The 15,578-nt window shown below is 62.9% G+C and carries 14 protein-coding genes; 5 read left to right on the forward strand and 9 right to left on the reverse strand.

Annotated features, from left to right (window positions below):
* Positions 1–3: 3 nt before the first annotated feature.
* The 7 genes from hutH (OXR04_RS07550) to hutI form a co-directional block, all read right to left on the reverse strand.
* Entirely contained in the window at positions 4–1,521 is a 1,518-nt protein-coding gene (hutH, locus tag OXR04_RS07550; RefSeq protein ID WP_267372501.1) for a histidine ammonia-lyase, read from the reverse strand.
* Positions 1,518–2,312, reverse strand: a complete 795-nt coding sequence (locus OXR04_RS07555) for an ATP-binding cassette domain-containing protein (RefSeq protein WP_111208975.1) — start codon at positions 2,310–2,312, stop codon at positions 1,518–1,520. The genes hutH (OXR04_RS07550) and OXR04_RS07555 overlap by 4 nt, the downstream gene beginning before the upstream one ends.
* 1 nt (position 2,313) lies before the next feature.
* Positions 2,314–3,045 carry an ABC transporter permease subunit gene (locus OXR04_RS07560; RefSeq protein WP_267372504.1) on the reverse strand — a complete coding sequence of 244 codons (732 nt, stop codon included), beginning with the start codon at positions 3,043–3,045 and terminating at the stop codon, positions 2,314–2,316.
* 8 nt (positions 3,046–3,053) lie between these two features.
* Positions 3,054–3,773 (reverse strand): ABC transporter permease subunit, encoded by a 720-nt coding sequence (locus OXR04_RS07565; protein ID WP_046101490.1) that lies wholly within the window; start codon positions 3,771–3,773, stop codon positions 3,054–3,056.
* A gap of 12 nt (positions 3,774–3,785) precedes the next feature.
* A complete protein-coding gene (locus OXR04_RS07570; RefSeq protein ID WP_267372505.1) occupies positions 3,786–4,634 on the reverse strand; it encodes a transporter substrate-binding domain-containing protein in 849 nt (282 codons plus the stop codon).
* A gap of 312 nt (positions 4,635–4,946) precedes the next feature.
* Positions 4,947–5,738, reverse strand: coding sequence for an N-formylglutamate deformylase (hutG, locus tag OXR04_RS07575; protein ID WP_267372507.1), 792 nt, complete (start codon positions 5,736–5,738; stop codon positions 4,947–4,949).
* Positions 5,735–6,952, reverse strand: coding sequence for an imidazolonepropionase (gene hutI, locus OXR04_RS07580; RefSeq protein ID WP_150029457.1), 1,218 nt, complete (start codon positions 6,950–6,952; stop codon positions 5,735–5,737). The genes hutG and hutI overlap by 4 nt, the downstream gene beginning before the upstream one ends.
* Positions 6,953–7,033: 81 nt before the next feature.
* Here hutI and OXR04_RS07585 point away from each other — a divergent pair, with 81 nt between their 5' ends.
* Positions 7,034–8,389, forward strand: coding sequence for a formimidoylglutamate deiminase (locus OXR04_RS07585; protein WP_140028269.1), 1,356 nt, complete (start codon positions 7,034–7,036; stop codon positions 8,387–8,389).
* On the forward strand, positions 8,386–8,928 hold the full coding sequence (locus tag OXR04_RS07590; protein ID WP_267372509.1) for a HutD family protein: 543 nt from the start codon (positions 8,386–8,388) through the stop codon (positions 8,926–8,928). Before OXR04_RS07585 ends, OXR04_RS07590 begins: the two co-directional genes overlap by 4 nt.
* Here the strand turns inward: OXR04_RS07590 and hutC are convergent.
* Positions 8,912–9,667, reverse strand: a complete 756-nt coding sequence (gene hutC / locus OXR04_RS07595; RefSeq protein ID WP_009091253.1) for a histidine utilization repressor — start codon at positions 9,665–9,667, stop codon at positions 8,912–8,914. The two genes, OXR04_RS07590 and hutC, sit on opposite strands and share 17 nt — an antisense overlap.
* Before the next feature lie 305 nt (positions 9,668–9,972).
* Here hutC and hutH (OXR04_RS07600) point away from each other — a divergent pair, with 305 nt between their 5' ends.
* The 3 genes from hutH (OXR04_RS07600) (at position 9,973) to OXR04_RS07610 (ending at position 14,585) form a co-directional block, all read left to right on the forward strand.
* Positions 9,973–11,523: a histidine ammonia-lyase gene (gene hutH, locus OXR04_RS07600; RefSeq protein WP_046101485.1), complete on the forward strand. Its 1,551-nt coding sequence runs from the start codon at positions 9,973–9,975 to the stop codon at positions 11,521–11,523.
* A 15-nt stretch (positions 11,524–11,538) separates the two neighbouring features.
* Complete coding sequence (gene hutU, locus OXR04_RS07605; RefSeq protein ID WP_150029455.1) at positions 11,539–13,224, forward strand: urocanate hydratase; 1,686 nt, start codon at positions 11,539–11,541, stop codon at positions 13,222–13,224.
* A 203-nt stretch (positions 13,225–13,427) separates the two neighbouring features.
* Complete coding sequence (locus OXR04_RS07610; protein WP_140924497.1) at positions 13,428–14,585, forward strand: M20 aminoacylase family protein; 1,158 nt, start codon at positions 13,428–13,430, stop codon at positions 14,583–14,585.
* A 1-nt stretch (position 14,586) separates the two neighbouring features.
* On the opposite strand, the gene ybiB is transcribed toward OXR04_RS07610, so the two are convergent.
* Positions 14,587–15,555, reverse strand: a complete 969-nt coding sequence (ybiB, locus tag OXR04_RS07615; RefSeq protein ID WP_140924499.1) for a DNA-binding protein YbiB — start codon at positions 15,553–15,555, stop codon at positions 14,587–14,589.
* Between the last annotated feature and the right edge of the window lie 23 nt (positions 15,556–15,578).

The following is a 15,578-nucleotide window of genomic DNA, read 5'->3' on the forward strand; positions in this document are numbered from 1 at the left end:
CGCCTATCCTTCAAGCGCATCGCACCGGTGCGCTCTGATCTGTTCTGCCGCGCGGGCGATATCAGGCGCCAGCCAGCGATCCTGCTGCCAGCACGCCACCACCTGTCGTAACTGCTGCCAGGCACGTCGCGTTCCTGCGGCCAGCTGGGATTCACCGTGAAACTCCAGCGCCTGCGCCGCCAGCAGATACTCAATCGCGAGGATGTGCCCGACATTGCTGACCAGCTTCAGCAGCTTCAGTGCCGCACCGGTGCCGAGGCTCAGATGATCCTCCTGTAATCCCGACGTGACAAAGTTGTCGAGCACCGCCGGCTGAGCGAGCTGGCGGTTCTCCGCGCAGAGCGACGCCGCCACATATTGCGCAATCATCATGCCGGAGTTGACGCCCGGCTCGGCCACCAGAAACGGCGGCAGACCGCTGACCAGCGGATTCACCAGCCGATCAAGCCGTCGCTCCGCGATGCTGCCCAGCTCCGCCAGCGCAATCGCCAGCAGGTCGCAGGCCATCGCCACCGACTCGCCGTGCGGGTTCGACTGCGACACGACGCGCCAGGCGTCGGGGGTGCCCAGAATCAGCGGATTGTCGGTAGAGGCGTTGAGTTCGGTCTCCACCTGACGGACCGCATGGGTAAACTGATCGCGGCAGGCACCGTGAACCTGCGGCATCGATCGCAGGCTCAGCGCATCCTGTGTCCGGATACCGACGCTCGCTTTCAGCAGCGGGCTGTCACTTAACAACTGGCGCAGACGTTCGCCGCTGCGCTGAATCCCCGGACTGGCTTTCAGCGCCAGCACCTCAGGATCAAACGCCACCAGCTGGCCACGCAGCGCTTCAAAGCTCATCGCGCCCGTGACATCCGCCCAGTCCAGCAGACGCGCCGCATCATCCAGCGCCAGGCAGGCCAAGCCGGTCATGCACGGCGTGCCGTTTACCAGGCTCAGCCCCTCTTTCGCACCAGGCCGGTAGGGCGTCAGCCCTGCCTCCGCCAGCGCCTGCTCTGCCGGGACGACTCTGCCCTGCCACTCCACCTCACCGATGCCGATCAGCGTCAGCCCGATATGCGCCATGTGGGTCAGATAACCGACCGACCCCTGTGACGGCACCTGCGGGGTAATCCCCCGGTTGAGCAGCGCCAGCAGCTGCTGCACCAGCGCCACCGAGACGCCTGATTTACCGTGGCTGTAGTTGGCGATCGCGGCACACAGGATGGCGCGCACCTCGGCTCTGGCCAGTTTCGGGCCGACACCACAGGCGTGGCTCAGCAGGGTATTACGCGACAGCTGGCTCAGTTCATCCTCAGAGAGGGTGATGTTGCACAGCGCACCCAGCCCGGTATTGATGCCATAAGCGACCTGCCCCGTCGCCACGATGGTGCCGACGATCTCGCGGCTCTGCGCAATCCGCTGCCAGGCGCTGTCGCTGAGGGTCAGAGGGGCATCGTGCCGGGCGACCTGCACCAGCGACGGCCAGGTCAGCGGGGCATCGCCCCACACCTGGGGAGGATTCAGCGTGCTGCTCATAACACCGGCTCCACCTGATGATGACGGGAGATAAACTGCCTGAAGCGCGCCGAGCCGCCGTCGCCAAACATCACTTCCGGCGTGCCCTGACAATCAATCGTGCCCTGATGCATAAACACCACCCGGTTAGAGACGTGGCGGGCAAAGCCCATCTCATGCGTCACCACCAGCATGGTGCGCCCCTCCTCCGCCAGGCTGCGCATCACCTTCAGCACCTCACCGACCAGTTCGGGGTCGAGTGCCGAGGTCGGCTCATCAAACAGCATCACCTCCGGGTCCATCGCCAGCGCGCGGGCAATCGCCACGCGCTGCTGCTGACCGCCGGAAAGCTGAGCGGGATAGAAATCTTTGCGGTTGAGTAAGCCGACCCGGTCCAGCAGCTGTTCCGCCTGAGCGATGCAGGCTTTTTTGTCGCGCTTCAGTACATAGTGCGGCCCTTCAATCACATTCTGCAGCACCGTCAGATGCGACCAGAGGTTAAAACTCTGGAACACCATGCCAAGCCGGGAACGCAGCCGTTCAATCTGGCGCGGATTAGCGGCCAGCTGATGCCCGCGGGCATGGCGCTTCATCTCAATGGTCTCACCACCGACGCTGACCACGCCCGAATCGGGCGTCTCCAGCAGATTAATGCAGCGCAGCAGCGTACTTTTGCCCGAGCCGCTGGCACCGAGAATCGAGATGACATCGCCTTTGTGCGCCTGCAGTGAGATGCCTTTCAACACCTCCATGGCACCAAAAGATTTGTGGATATCGCTGGCCGACAGCGTGACGGGTGACAAATCAGACATATTACTCTCCTCCGGGGATCGGCTTAGCGGACGGTAACGGCTTTTTTTCCGGTTTGTGCACCGGCGTCAGACGCCGCTCCAGCAGGGCATAGAGTTGCACAATGATGAAATTAAGGATCAGGTAGATCGCCGCCGCACAGAGAAAGACCTCCATGGTGCGGTAGGTGCGCTGGATGATCTGCTGCGCCACCCCGGTGACATCCCACACTGTCACCAGACTGGCGAGCGCGGTCGATTTCACCAGCAGAATCGCTTCGGTAGAGTAGGCAGGCAGCGCGTAACGCAGCATGACCGGCGCGATAATGCGCCGCAGCAGCAGCCCGCGTGACATACCACACGCCAGCCCCGCCTCGACCTGGCCTGGCGGCACCGCCAGCAACGCCCCGCGCAGGATCTCTGCGGTGTAGGCGGCGGTGCAGAGCGACAGCGCGAGCACCGCACAGGTGAACGGCTCACGCAGAAAAGGCCAGAGGAGGCTGTGGCGGATCATCCCAAACTGCCCCAGACCGTAGTAGATCAGGAACAGCTGGATCATCAGCGGCGAACCGCGAAACACCAGAATGTAGCCGCGGGCAAAGCCGCTGAGCAGCCGCCAGCGGCTCATGCGCAGCGCCAGAATCCCTGTCGCCAGCACGCCACCGCACAAAAAGGCGCTGATAAACAGACCGAGCGTCACCGGCAGCGCGGCGCTGAGTTTCAGGAAGGTGTCTGTGAGAAACGCAAAATCGATCATCAATCCCCCTAATGCTGTGCAGCGGTGCGGCTTTGCCAGGCGCGCCCCAGACGGGATTCAGCGCGCAGGAAGGCACGGTTGGACAGCAGCGTCAGCAGCAGATAGCAGCCTCCGCCCACCAGATAAAAGGCGAAGTAGTCACGGGTCGAACCGGCGGCAATCTGGCTCGCCCGCATCAGCTCGACGATGCCGGTGACCGACACCAGCGCCGAATCTTTCAGGCTCATCTGCCAGACGTTTGATAAACCCGGCAGCGCATAGCGCGCCACCTGCGGCAGCAGGATGCGTTGCCGGATGCGCCAGCGGGGCATGCCAATCGCGACCGCCGCTTCGATCTCCCCTTTCGCCAGCGCCAGCCGTGCGGCGCGATAGACTTCCGCCTGATAAGAGCCGGAGATAAGCCCGATGGCCAGCGCCCCGATCAGAAACGGCGGCGCTTCGATAAATCCGTCGGCACCAAACAGCTGGCCGATCTGCGTGATCAGCCCCGATCCCCCGAAGTAGAACAGGTAGATCACCAGCAGCTCAGGAATGCCGCGAAAGATCACCGAGTATCCCTCCCCCAGCCAGCGAACCGGCCGGTGGGGAGATAACTTCGCGGCGGCAACGCCCGATCCGACCACCGCCCCCACCACCAGCGCGGCAAACGACAGCAGCAGCGTGGTCAGCGCGGCACTCAGAATCAGCCGTCCCCAGCCGTCCGGGCCAAAACTCAGCAGGCTTATCATCAGTTACCTCACTCAGGGTGTGACATCCGTTTTGAACCACTTCTCGCTCAGCTTTTTCACTGTGCCATCGGCCAGTGCGGCTTTGATCGCCTCATCCAGCCGGGCTTTCAGATCGTTATCCGCCATGCGCACGCCCAGCGCCTCTCCCTCACCCCAGATCGGGCCGCCCAGCTGCGGGCCGCTGAAGCTGAGATTGCGGTTTTCGGGCCGCGCCAGCATCGACTGCGCGAAGGTCACGTCGTCAAACACCGCATCAATCCGCCCCGCCTGCAGGTCGAGGATGGCGTCGGCCGAGCTGGTGTATTCACGGACATCCGCCACCTCTTTGAAATATTTGTCGATAAAGGGGGTGTAAACCGTGCCGGAGGCGATACCGATCGTTTTGCCCTTCAGCGCCGCTTTCAGACCTGCAATGGCCGGCTCCACGGTTTTTGCGTCATCGGTCAGCTTGATAATCTGGCTGTCGGCAGGCAGCAGGCTCCCTTTCAGGGTGATGAAGGTGGCAGGCGTCGAGGCGTAAGGCAGGGTGAAGCTGACCACTTTTTTTCGTTCCGGGGTAATCACGATCGCATCCATGATCACGTCATATTTTCCGGCATTAAGCCCGGCGATCATGCCATCCCAGTTCTGCACCACCAGCCTGCACTGAATCGCCATACGCTGGCAGAGATTCGCCATCAGTTCCGGTTCAAAGCCGCCGAGCTTGCCGCCTGGCAGCGTCAGGTTCCAGGGTTCATAACTGCCTTCGGTGGCAATGGTGATCGACTTCCACTCTTTCGCCTGGGCGCTGACGCCACAGAGCAGCATAGAGGAAACCAGGGTCGTGAGACATAAACGACGAAGAGTCAGTGGGTGCGTCATACGGTTCTCCTGAAAGTAGCGGCCTGGTGATCGCCCTGACGAGATTTAACATAAATTTCACAGGATGATATGTCATGTATATACAAGCTAACGCGGCGCAGTTCATTCCCGGCTTTACTGTTTTGTGAGCCAGACAGAATTTATGATGTGATGGATGCGCAGCAGTAGTTGTACATACAACCAAGCAAAGGTTATGCCAGCTCTGCAAAAGGGAAAAAGGCGGCGGGGAGCGCCGTGCAGTCAGGCGGCCTGCACCCGCCTGCACCGGTTCAGCGCGACGATGCACCGGAGTGGCGCATCGCCGTGGTGGGATTATCGGGTTTTGCCCTCCGCCAGCATGGCGTGGATCAGTGCTTTCAGCGTTTTTTGCAACTGCGCGGCGCGCGCCTGCTGCCAGGCGTAAGGCGGGGTTTCATCCATGTAGTTCAGCTGCGCCAGCTCCAGCTGGACGGCCTGAGTCTGCTGCTGCGGCTGACCATACGCACGGGTAATGTAACCGCCTTTAAAACGTCCGTTAATCACCCAGCTGTAGTCGTGCTGCGCGGCGCAGACTGCCTCCAGCGCCGCGCTCATCGCCGGGCTGCAGCTGGCGCCGTCATTGGTGCCAAGGTTGATATCGGGCAGGCGGCCTTCGAACAGGCGGGGAATTTTACTGGCGATGGAGTGTGCATCAAACAGCAGCGCATAGCCGTGCTCTGCTTTAAGCCGCGCCAGCTCCTGCTGGATCTGCTGGTGGTAAGGCTGCCAGATCTGGTCGATGTAGCTCTGACGCTGAGCCGCATCGGGCGTTTTGCCTGGCAGGAAAGTCGGGGTGCCGTTGAACAGGGTTTCCGGGAACAGACCGGTGGTGGCGGTGGTGTAGAGTGGCTGATTATCGGGCGGGCGATTCAGATCGACCACGAACCGCGAGTAACGCCCGATTAACACACTGGCTCCGAGGTCACGGACGAAATCATAGAGCAGCGGGATGTGCCAGTCGGTGTCCGGTAAACCGCGCGCGGCGTCGCTCAGTCCGGCGTCCACCTCGGGCGTCAGTTCGGTGCCGGCATGGGGAATACTGACCAGCAGCGGCAGGCTGCCCCGGGTAAATATGAAGGGATTCATTGGGGTTCTCCACGATAGATAACGGTACAGGGCAGCTCACCGCCCAGCCAGTAAACCAGTTCCGCCGGACGGGCCAGCGGCCAGTGAACGAAGTTCGCCACTTTTCCCGCCTCCAGCGAGCCGTGGCTGTCCGCCAGCCCCAGCGCTTTTGCGCCCCACAGGGTCACGCCCGCCAGCGCCTCTTCCGGGGTCATGCCGAACAGGGTGCAGCCCATGTTGAGCATCAGACGCAGCGACAGCGCCGGTGAGGTGCCGGGATTGGCATCGCTGGCCAGCGCCATCGGCACCCCGTGCTGCCGGAAGAGATCCACCGGGGGACGCCGGGTTTCCCGCAGCAGATAGAAAGCGCCCGGCAGCAGCACCGCCACGGTGCCGTGTGCCGCCATCGCTTTCGCATCCTCCTCGGTGGCGTATTCAAGGTGGTCGGCAGAAAGTGCACCGTAACGGGCCGCTAGGGCCGCTCCCCCCTGCGCCGAAAGCTGCTCCGCGTGCAGCTTCACCGGCAGACCCAGCGCCACCGCCCGATCAAACACCCGCGCGACCTGCTGCGGTGAAAAGGCGAGATGTTCACAGAAGGCGTCTACCGCATCCGCCAGTCCCAGCGCCTGCACCTGCGGCAGCAGCCGTTCGCAGATGATGTCGACCCAGCCCTCCGGGTCATGCTTAAACTCTGGCGGAAAGGCGTGGGCGGCCAGGCAGGTGGCACGGATATCGGCGGCCACGCTCTGCCCCAGCTGGCGAATCGCCCGCAGCATCCGCAGTTCGCTCTCCTCATCCAGCCCGTAGCCGGACTTGATTTCCACCGTGGTGACCCCCTCTGCCAGCAGGCGGTCGAGCCGCCAGCGCGCCGACGCCACCAGCGCCTCCTCCGTGGCGGCGCGGGTCGCCCGTACCGTCGAGAGGATGCCGCCGCCCTGTGCGGCAATGTCGGCATAGCTGACGCCATTCAGGCGCTGTTCAAATTCCTGACTGCGGTCACCGCCAAACACCAGATGGGTATGGCAGTCCACCAGTCCCGGCGTCACGATACCGCCCGGCAGATGATGATGCCGCGCGGCGACGAAGGCGGGCATCTCAGCCGCCGGGCCGACCCACACCAGCTTACCCGCCCGCACCGCCATCGCCCCCTCAGGTATCAGGTGGTACTTTCCGTCCCGCATGGTGACCAGATCCGCCCCGGTCCAGACCGTCTCTACCTGCATCTCTTCCGCCATCGCTGCCTCGTGCCTCCACCGTTTACACTGTGTCTTAAAGTATGTATATGTATATACAACTACATCCGACGAGGATCAACCATGGCGACTTTTTTTGCCCCGCGCGCACTGCTGGCGGAGGGCTGGCAGCAGCAGGTACGTATCACGGTCAATCAGGCCGGTTTTATCGACGCTCTTACCCCGGAGAGCCACGCCGACCAGGCGGTGCTGCTCAACGGCGAGGTGATCCCGGCGCTCGCTAATCTGCATTCGCACGCCTTTCAGCGCGCCATGGCCGGTCTGGCGGAAGTGGCGGGCGATCCGCAGGACAGCTTCTGGACGTGGCGTGACCGGATGTACCGCATGGTGCAGCGCCTGACGCCGCAGCAGGCGGGCGACATCGCCGCCCTGCTCTACATTGAGATGCTGAAAGGGGGTTACACCCAGGTCGCGGAGTTTCACTATCTGCATCACGATCCCAGCGGCGCGCCCTATGCAGATGACGCCATGCTGCAGCAGCTGATCGACGCCGCCGAACTGGCCGGTATCGGCCAGACGCTGCTGCCGGTGCTCTACAGCTACAGTGGCTTTGGCAGCCAGCCTCCGGCTGCCGGGCAGAAACGCTTTATTCAGCAGACCGATCGTTATCTGCAACAGCAGGCGCGACTGGATGCGTGGCAGCAGCAGCGGCCCCTGCTGAACCGCGGCCTCTGTTTTCATTCGCTGCGGGCCGTCAGTGAAAGGCAGATGGAAACGGTGCTGGCGGAGAGCGATCCGACGCTGCCGGTGCATATCCATGTGGCGGAGCAGCAGAAAGAGGTGAATGACTCGCTGGCGTGGAGCGGCGAACGCCCGGTGAGCTGGCTGCTGAACCGTTTTGCCGTGGATGCACGCTGGTGCCTGATCCACGCCACCCATCTGGATGAGAGCGAGCTGGCGCGCCTCGCCCGCAGCGGTGCGGTGGCCGGTCTCTGCCCCACCACCGAAGCGAATCTCGGTGACGGCATTTTTCCGGCGGTGGAGTATATCGCGCAGGGGGGACGCTGGGGCATCGGCTCCGACAGCCATGTCTCGCTCAGCGCCCAGGAAGAGCTGCGCTGGCTGGAGTATGCGCAGCGACTGCGCGATCAGCGCCGCAACCGCATTACCCTGCCCGGCCAGCCGTCGGTCGGCGATCTGCTGTGGCAGCAGGCGGCGGCGGGCGGTGCGCAGGCGTGCGGCATTCAGCAGGGAACGCTGGCGGTGGGGCAGCGCGCCGACTGGCTGGTGCTGCGCGATGAGGCGTGGCTCGGCAGCGTGGAATCTCAGGCGCTGCTGAACCGCTGGCTGTTTGCCGGTCAGCGCGATCAGATTCGGGATGTCTACGTGGCGGGTAAGGCGGTGATCGTCGATGGCGAGCATCCCCATCAGGCGGCGTGTGCCAGACGCTTCCGTCAGGCCATGGCGGCCCTGCAATGATCGCCCGCTTCTCTTACGCTGACCTGGCGGTCAGCCGCTGGCGTAATGGCGGAGGCGAAACCCGCGAAATTGTCAGCTTTCCGCCCGGTGCGGAATCCTTTGGCTGGCGCGCCAGCATTGCCACCCTGGCGCAGGATGGCCCCTTCTCAGCCTTTCCGGGCATCGATCGGATCATCACCCTGCTGCACGGCGACCCGGTCCTGCTTACCGCGCCGGGCACAGCGCATCGGTTAATGCCGCAGCAGCCCTGGTCATTTGCCGGCGAACTGGCCCTGACCGCGCAGTTGCAGGGCAGCATCAGTGAAGACTTTAACATTATGACGCGGCGGGAGCAGTGGCAGGCCACGGTTGAGGTGGTTACCGCCCCCGTCAGCAGCCTGCACGGGGTTGCCTGGGTGCTGGCAGGCGCGTGGCGGAGCGACGACGGGAAACAGCTGACCGTCCGACAGGGCGCATGGTGGGTCGATGAGGCGTGCAGTTTCATGCCCGACAGCCGGGACGCCCGGCTGCTGTTTACCCGGCTTAGCCGTGTCCCCTGAAGCGGCCCAGCAGTTTGTAACGTGAGCCGGGATAGAGCAGCCGCGCGTAGGTCACGATTTTGTTGTCGCTCCAGGTCTGACGGCGGATCAGCAGGCAGGGTTCGTGCTCATCCAGCGACAGATGTTTGCGCTGACGCACATCGGGCAGCACCGCCTCGACAATGTGCTCGCCCGCCGTCAGCGGCGCAACCCGCATCAGATAGGTATACGGGGTCATCTGCTGATAATCCTGCGCCAGATAATCGGGGGCGACCAGCGGATTGACCAGCCTGTCCTCCAGCTGTACCGGCAGATCGTTCTCGTAGTGCACAATCAGCGAATGATAGAGCGTCTGTCCGGTGGTCAGTCCCAGCACCGCCGCCTGTTCAGGATCGGCTTTGTTCTGGCCGATAGCGAGAATTTTACAGCTGTGCTGATGACCGCGCTGGGCGATCTCATCGGCGATGTTATGCACCTCCAGCATGGCGGTGTAGCCTTTCATCTCGGCCACGAAGGTGCCGACGCCCTGCATCCGGACCAGAAAGCCTTCGCTGGTCAGTTCACGCAGCGCCCGGTTGATGGTCATGCGGCTGACGCCCAGCTCATTAACCAGTTCACTTTCTGACGGCACACGCTGATTCGCTTTCCACATTCCTTCGCGGATCTGACTGATGATCGCCTGCTTCACCCGCTGATAAATCGGGGCGGGCTCATCGCTCATCGCCGCCGCCAGTTGTGCCAGTGCCGTATGCTCGACCATTTGCTGTTCCTTTTCCTGATAGTGCCTTCAGTTTACTGTCTCACCGCGTGAATGTATATACATCCAGTCCGGCGCGCTGTGCCCCGCTGGTGCAGCGCCCGCCTCCTGATGGTGCAGCCTCCGCCTTCGTTTCCTCATCCACCCGCAGCAGGCGGGCATTCCATTTTTGTGATCGGCCTGGCACGTCCCTTGCTACTTGTATAGACAAGAATAGACACTTATGTTTCACTCGCTTTATCCCGCTGGTTCAGGGCAGGAAAAACCGCTCAGCCGTGCCAGCACACTTGTATATACAGGAGTAGACTATGTCAGGTTCGTCTCAGGCATTGCGCCTGGTGCCGGGCGAGGTAGACCTCGCCACCTTACGCGCCATCTATCAGGGTCACGTGACGCTGAGCCTCGATGACAGCGCGCGTCAGGCGATTGCAACGGCGCAGCAGACCGTGGAGGCGATCGTCGCCTCCGGCAACGTGGTGTATGGCATTAACACCGGCTTTGGCAAGCTGGCGCAGACGCAAATTCCGGCCAGCCGTCTGGCCGATCTGCAACGCAACCTGGTGCTGTCTCACAGCGTCGGGCTGGGGGATCTGCTGCCCGACAATGTCACCCGTCTGGTGGTCGCCACTAAAATCGTCAGCCTGGCCCGCGGTCACTCCGGCGTGCGGATCGAACTGGTGGAGGCGCTGCTGGCGCTGTTCAATGCCGGTGTGATGCCCTGCATTCCGGAAAAAGGATCGGTCGGGGCCTCTGGCGATCTCGCGCCGCTGGCGCACATGTCGCTGATGCTGCTGGGCGAAGGCCAGGTACGGGTCAATGGCGCGCTGATCCCGGCAACAGAGGGACTGGCAAGCGTGGGCCTGTCGCCCTTTGTGCTCGGGCCGAAAGAGGGGCTGGCGCTGCTCAACGGCACCCAGGTTTCGACCGCGCTGGCGCTGCGCGGCCTGTTTGAAGGGGAGAATCTGTTTGCCGCCGGGCTGATGGCCGGTGCGCTGTCGCTGGAGGCGATTAAAGGCTCTCTGAAACCGTTCGACGCTCGTATTCATCAGGCGCGTGGCCAGCAGGGCCAGATTGCGGTCGCGGCCGCCGTCAGCAGCCTGATCGAAGGGAGCGAAATCCTGCAGTCCCACACCCACTGTGGCCGCGTGCAGGACCCCTACTCCATCCGCTGCGTACCGCAGGTGATGGGTGCCTGCCTGGACAATATCCGCCACGCGGCGCGGATTCTGGAAATCGAAGCGAACGCCGCCTCGGACAATCCGCTGGTGTTCAGCGACAGCGGTGAGGTGATCTCCGGCGGCAACTTCCATGCCGAGCCGGTGGCCTTTGCCGCTGACATCCTGGCGCTGGCGATTGCCGAAGTAGGCGCCATCTCTGAACGGCGGCTGGCGCTGCTGCTGGACAGCGGCTTATCTGGTCTCCCGCCCTTCCTGGTGCGTGACGGCGGCGTGAACTCCGGCTTCATGATCGCCCAGGTCACCGCCGCTGCGCTGGCCTCTGAGAACAAGTCGCTGGCCCATCCGGGCAGCGTCGACAGCCTCCCCACCTCTGCAAACCAGGAAGATCACGTCTCCATGGCGACCTACGCTGCGCGTCGTCTCGGCAGCATGTGCTTTAACAGCGCCGCCGTGGTGGGCATCGAGGCGATGGCTGCCGCGCAGGGTATTGAGTTTAACCGGCCGCTGAAAAGTTCTGCGCTGATTGAGCAGGCGTTAGATGAGATCCGTCAGCAGGTGGCCTTCCTGGAGGAAGATCGCCTGCTGGCACCCGATATCGACGCCATGCGTCAGTGGGCGAGTCGCGCTGACTGGCCTCAGGCATTGACTGCGCTGCTGCCGAGCATGCGCTCCACTTCTTGAATTAAGGAATCTGTAATGAGCGAAACTCTTTCTCAGGCTGTGGCACGTGAGATTCGTGCGCCACACGGCACTACGCTGCACTGCGCTAACTGGCTGATTGAAGCGGCTTACCGCATGATCCAGAACAACCTTGACCCCGATGTGGCCGAGCGGCCGGAGGATCTGGTGGTTTACGGCGGCATCGGGAAGGCGGCACGCAACTGGGAATGCTTCGAGCAGATCCTGCGTTCCCTGCAGCTTCTGCAGCCGGACGAAACCCTGCTGATCCAGAGCGGCAAGCCGGTCGGTGTCTTCCGCACCCACGCCGACGCGCCGCGCGTGCTGCTGGCGAACTCCAACCTGGTGCCGCACTGGGCAAACTGGGATCACTTCCATGAGCTGGATAAAGCGGGCCTGATGATGTACGGCCAGATGACGGCAGGCTCCTGGATCTATATCGGTGCGCAGGGCATCGTGCAGGGCACCTACGAAACCTTTGTCGAAGCGGGACGTCAGCACTACAACAACGACCTGAGCGGACGCTGGATCCTCACCGCCGGACTGGGCGGCATGGGCGGCGCGCAGCCGCTGGCCGGGGTGCTGGCCGGTGCCTGTGTGCTGGCGATTGAGTGCCAGGAGTCGCGCATCGATTTCCGTCTGCGCACCCGCTACGTCGACTACAAAGCCACCACGCTGGATGAGGCGCTGGCGTTAATCAGCGACGCCACCGCCGCAAAAAAAGCGATTTCTGTCGGTCTGCTGGGCAATGCCGCTGAGATTCTGCCGGAGCTGGTGAAACGCGCCAGGGCGGGCGGGCCGAAGCCGGATATCGTGACCGATCAGACCTCGGCGCACGACCCGATCAATGGCTACCTGCCGATTGGCTGGGATCTGGCGCGCTGGGAGCAGGAGCGTGTTTCCCAGCCGAAAGCGGTAGAGAAAGCGGCGCGCGCCTCAATGGCGGTCCACGTCCAGGCGATGCTCGACTTCTGTCATATGGGCATTCCGACCGTGGATTACGGCAACAATATCCGCCAGGTGGCGCTGGATGAGGGTGTCAGCAACGCCTTCGATTTCCCCGGCTTTGTGCCCGCCTATATCCGTCCGCTGTTCTGTGAAGGCAAAGGCCCCTTCCGCTGGGTGGCGCTGTCAGGCGACCCGGAAGATATCTATAAGACCGACGCCCGACTCAAAGAGCTGTTCCCGCATCACAAAACGCTGCATCGCTGGCTCGATATGGCGCAGGAGCGCATCGCCTTCCAGGGATTGCCTGCCCGAATCTGCTGGCTGGGGCTGGGTGAACGGCATCTGGCCGGTCTGGCGTTCAACGAAATGGTGCGCAACGGCGAGCTGAAAGCGCCGGTGGTGATTGGCCGCGACCATCTCGACTGTGGCTCAGTCGCCTCACCGAACCGCGAAACCGAGGCGATGAAAGATGGCTCTGATGCGGTTTCTGACTGGCCGCTACTGAACGCGCTGCTGAACACCGCAGGCGGCGCGACCTGGGTCAGCCTGCATCATGGCGGCGGCGTGGGTATGGGCTTCTCTCAGCACTCGGGTGTGGTGATTGTCTGTGACGGCAGCAAAGAGGCGGATGCGCGTCTGGGTCGGGTGTTATGGAACGATCCGGCGACCGGGGTGATGCGTCATGCCGACGCCGGGTATGAGCTGGCGCAGCAGTGCGCCGCAGAGCACGACCTGAACCTGCCCATGCAGAAGTAACATCCTGACCGGGGCAGGCCGCAGCCTGCCCCGGCTTTCAACCTCACGCTTCGCCCCTGGCGGCAGGCCGCTGACATCACTTCCTTATTACTTATTCCATTTTGATTTAGCCTATAGCCCGATTTAAGCCTGACGGCGATAGACGCCGCGCCAGACGACCTCTAAAGTGAAATCTTCTCATTCTGTATGGAGCGCGACTCTGCATGACCCTTTCCCCTGCCCTGCTTGAAGATGCCCTGCGCTGGCGCCGTGAGTTTCATCGCCACCCCGAATTAGGTTACCAGGAACAGCAAACCAGCCAGTTTATCGCGGAGGAGTTAGCCCGGGCGGGATTGCAGGTGTTTCGTGGCCTGGCGGGCACCGGGGTCATCGGCACGCTGGAGAATGGTCCTGGCCCGGTCATTGGCCTGCGGGCGGACATGGATGCACTGCCGATCACGGAGAAAGGGGAAGCGGCGTGGCGCTCTGCCACACCGGGCGTGATGCACGCCTGCGGCCACGATGGTCACAGCGCCACGCTGCTGGCCGCTGCCCGCCAGCTGGCTGCGACGCGCCAGTTCAGCGGCACCGTGCATTTCATCTTTCAGCCTGCCGAGGAGAACCTCGGTGGCGCACGCAGAATGGTGAAAGAGGGGCTGTTCCAGCGCTTCCCGATGGATGCCATCTACGCGATGCATAACTGGCCGGGGCTGCCGCTGGGGTCACTGGCGGTGAATCCCGGTGCCATGATGGCGTCGCTGGACTCGTTTGAAATCACCCTGCACGGCAAAAGCTGCCACGCGGCGATGCCGGAAAGCGGAGCCGATCCGATGGTAGTCGCCGCCGAGCTGATTCTGGCGCTGCAGACGATCCCGTCGCGTCGCCTGTCACCGCTCGCCTCGGCGGTGGTGAGCGTGACCCAGATCCACGGCGGCGAGGCGATTAACGTTATCCCCGAGCAGATTGTGCTGCGCGGCACGGTGCGCTGTCTGCAGACCAGCGTGCGCGATAAGGTGCGCGGACTGATTGATGAGTTTGTGGCGACTCTGCCGCGTCCGTTTGGCGTCAGCGGTGAAGTGCACTGGTTGCCGGGCTATCCGGTGACCGCTAACCATGCGCTGCCCGCTGAGCAGGTGCACAAGGTGGCGCTGGCGACGCTGGGTGCCGGACAGGTTCACTGGCAGGTGAATCCGTCGATGGCGTCGGAAGATTTTGCCTGCATGCTGGAAGCCTGCCCTGGCGCTTACTTCTGGCTGGGCGCAGATGGAGAAACCCCCTCTGCGCCGCTGCACAACGCCCGCTATGATTTCAACGACGCGCTGCTGCCGATTGGCATCCGTTTCTGGCAGGATCTGGTGGAACAGGCCCTGCCGCAATCCTGAGTCAGTAACCGGCGGCGCGGATCTGCTCCTCCGCCGCCGCCAGTGAATCGCACTGACCGCTGGCACGCAGGCAGCAGGCGATCTGCAGCCGCAGCGACGCGGGCAGCGGGCGCTGCTGATTCAGCACCTCCTCAATCCAGCGCGCCGTCACCTCTGCCGTTTTATCTGTCGGCAGTTCAACGGCCACTTCTGGCTGACGCTCCACCCAGACTTCGGTTTCGGCTCCCGCGCCCTGAATCATGCTGATCGCCGGGCAGCGCTGCGGATTCGCATACACTTCCCCTTCGGTGCCATTAAGCAACAGGGCTGGCGCATCGATGTCGCTGAAGAATTTCGCCACACGCGGCACATATTCCGGATGCGAGACGCTCGACAGACGCAGCGCCGCCCGCTCCGCAAACGGGGTCGCCAGTTTTGCCAGCGTGTGCGCACTGTTACGCACGCCCATTCGCCAGCGCAGAGACAGCTGCTTCGCCATCGGCGGGCAGAGGTGATCGATGGTGATAAAAGCCAGCTCGCCCTGATCCAGTCTGGCCTGCGCCGCCTCTGCCGTGGTGACCGGTGCGATGCCAAGCGCCGCAAACACCGCCTCGCTGGTAATGCGCGTCGCGTCGTCGCTGACGCCATGCACCAGCACCGGAAAGCCGAATTTTACCAGCAGCAGCGCCAGCAGAGGCGTCAGGTTGCCCTGACGACGGGCACCGTTGTAGCTGGGGATGACGATCGGCATGGGCCGGTTTTCCGGCGCACGCAGCGGCATCATCTGCGCCTGCATCGCCTGATAAAAGCCGCGCATCTCCGCTTCGCCTTCGCCTTTGATGCGCAGCGCAATCAGGATACCGCCCAGTTCCAGATCGGGCACCTCGCCCGCCAGCATGGCGCTGTAAAGCGCCACGGCACTCTCAAAATCGATATCGCGGGCATGATTTTTACCGCGACCAATCTCTTTAATAATTTTATTCAGTTCCATCACTCGCTTCCGGTTAAGTGCGC

It is taken from the genome of Pantoea sp. GM_Pan_3, assembly GCF_026541045.1.
Lineage (GTDB): Bacteria > Pseudomonadota > Gammaproteobacteria > Enterobacterales > Enterobacteriaceae > Pantoea > Pantoea anthophila.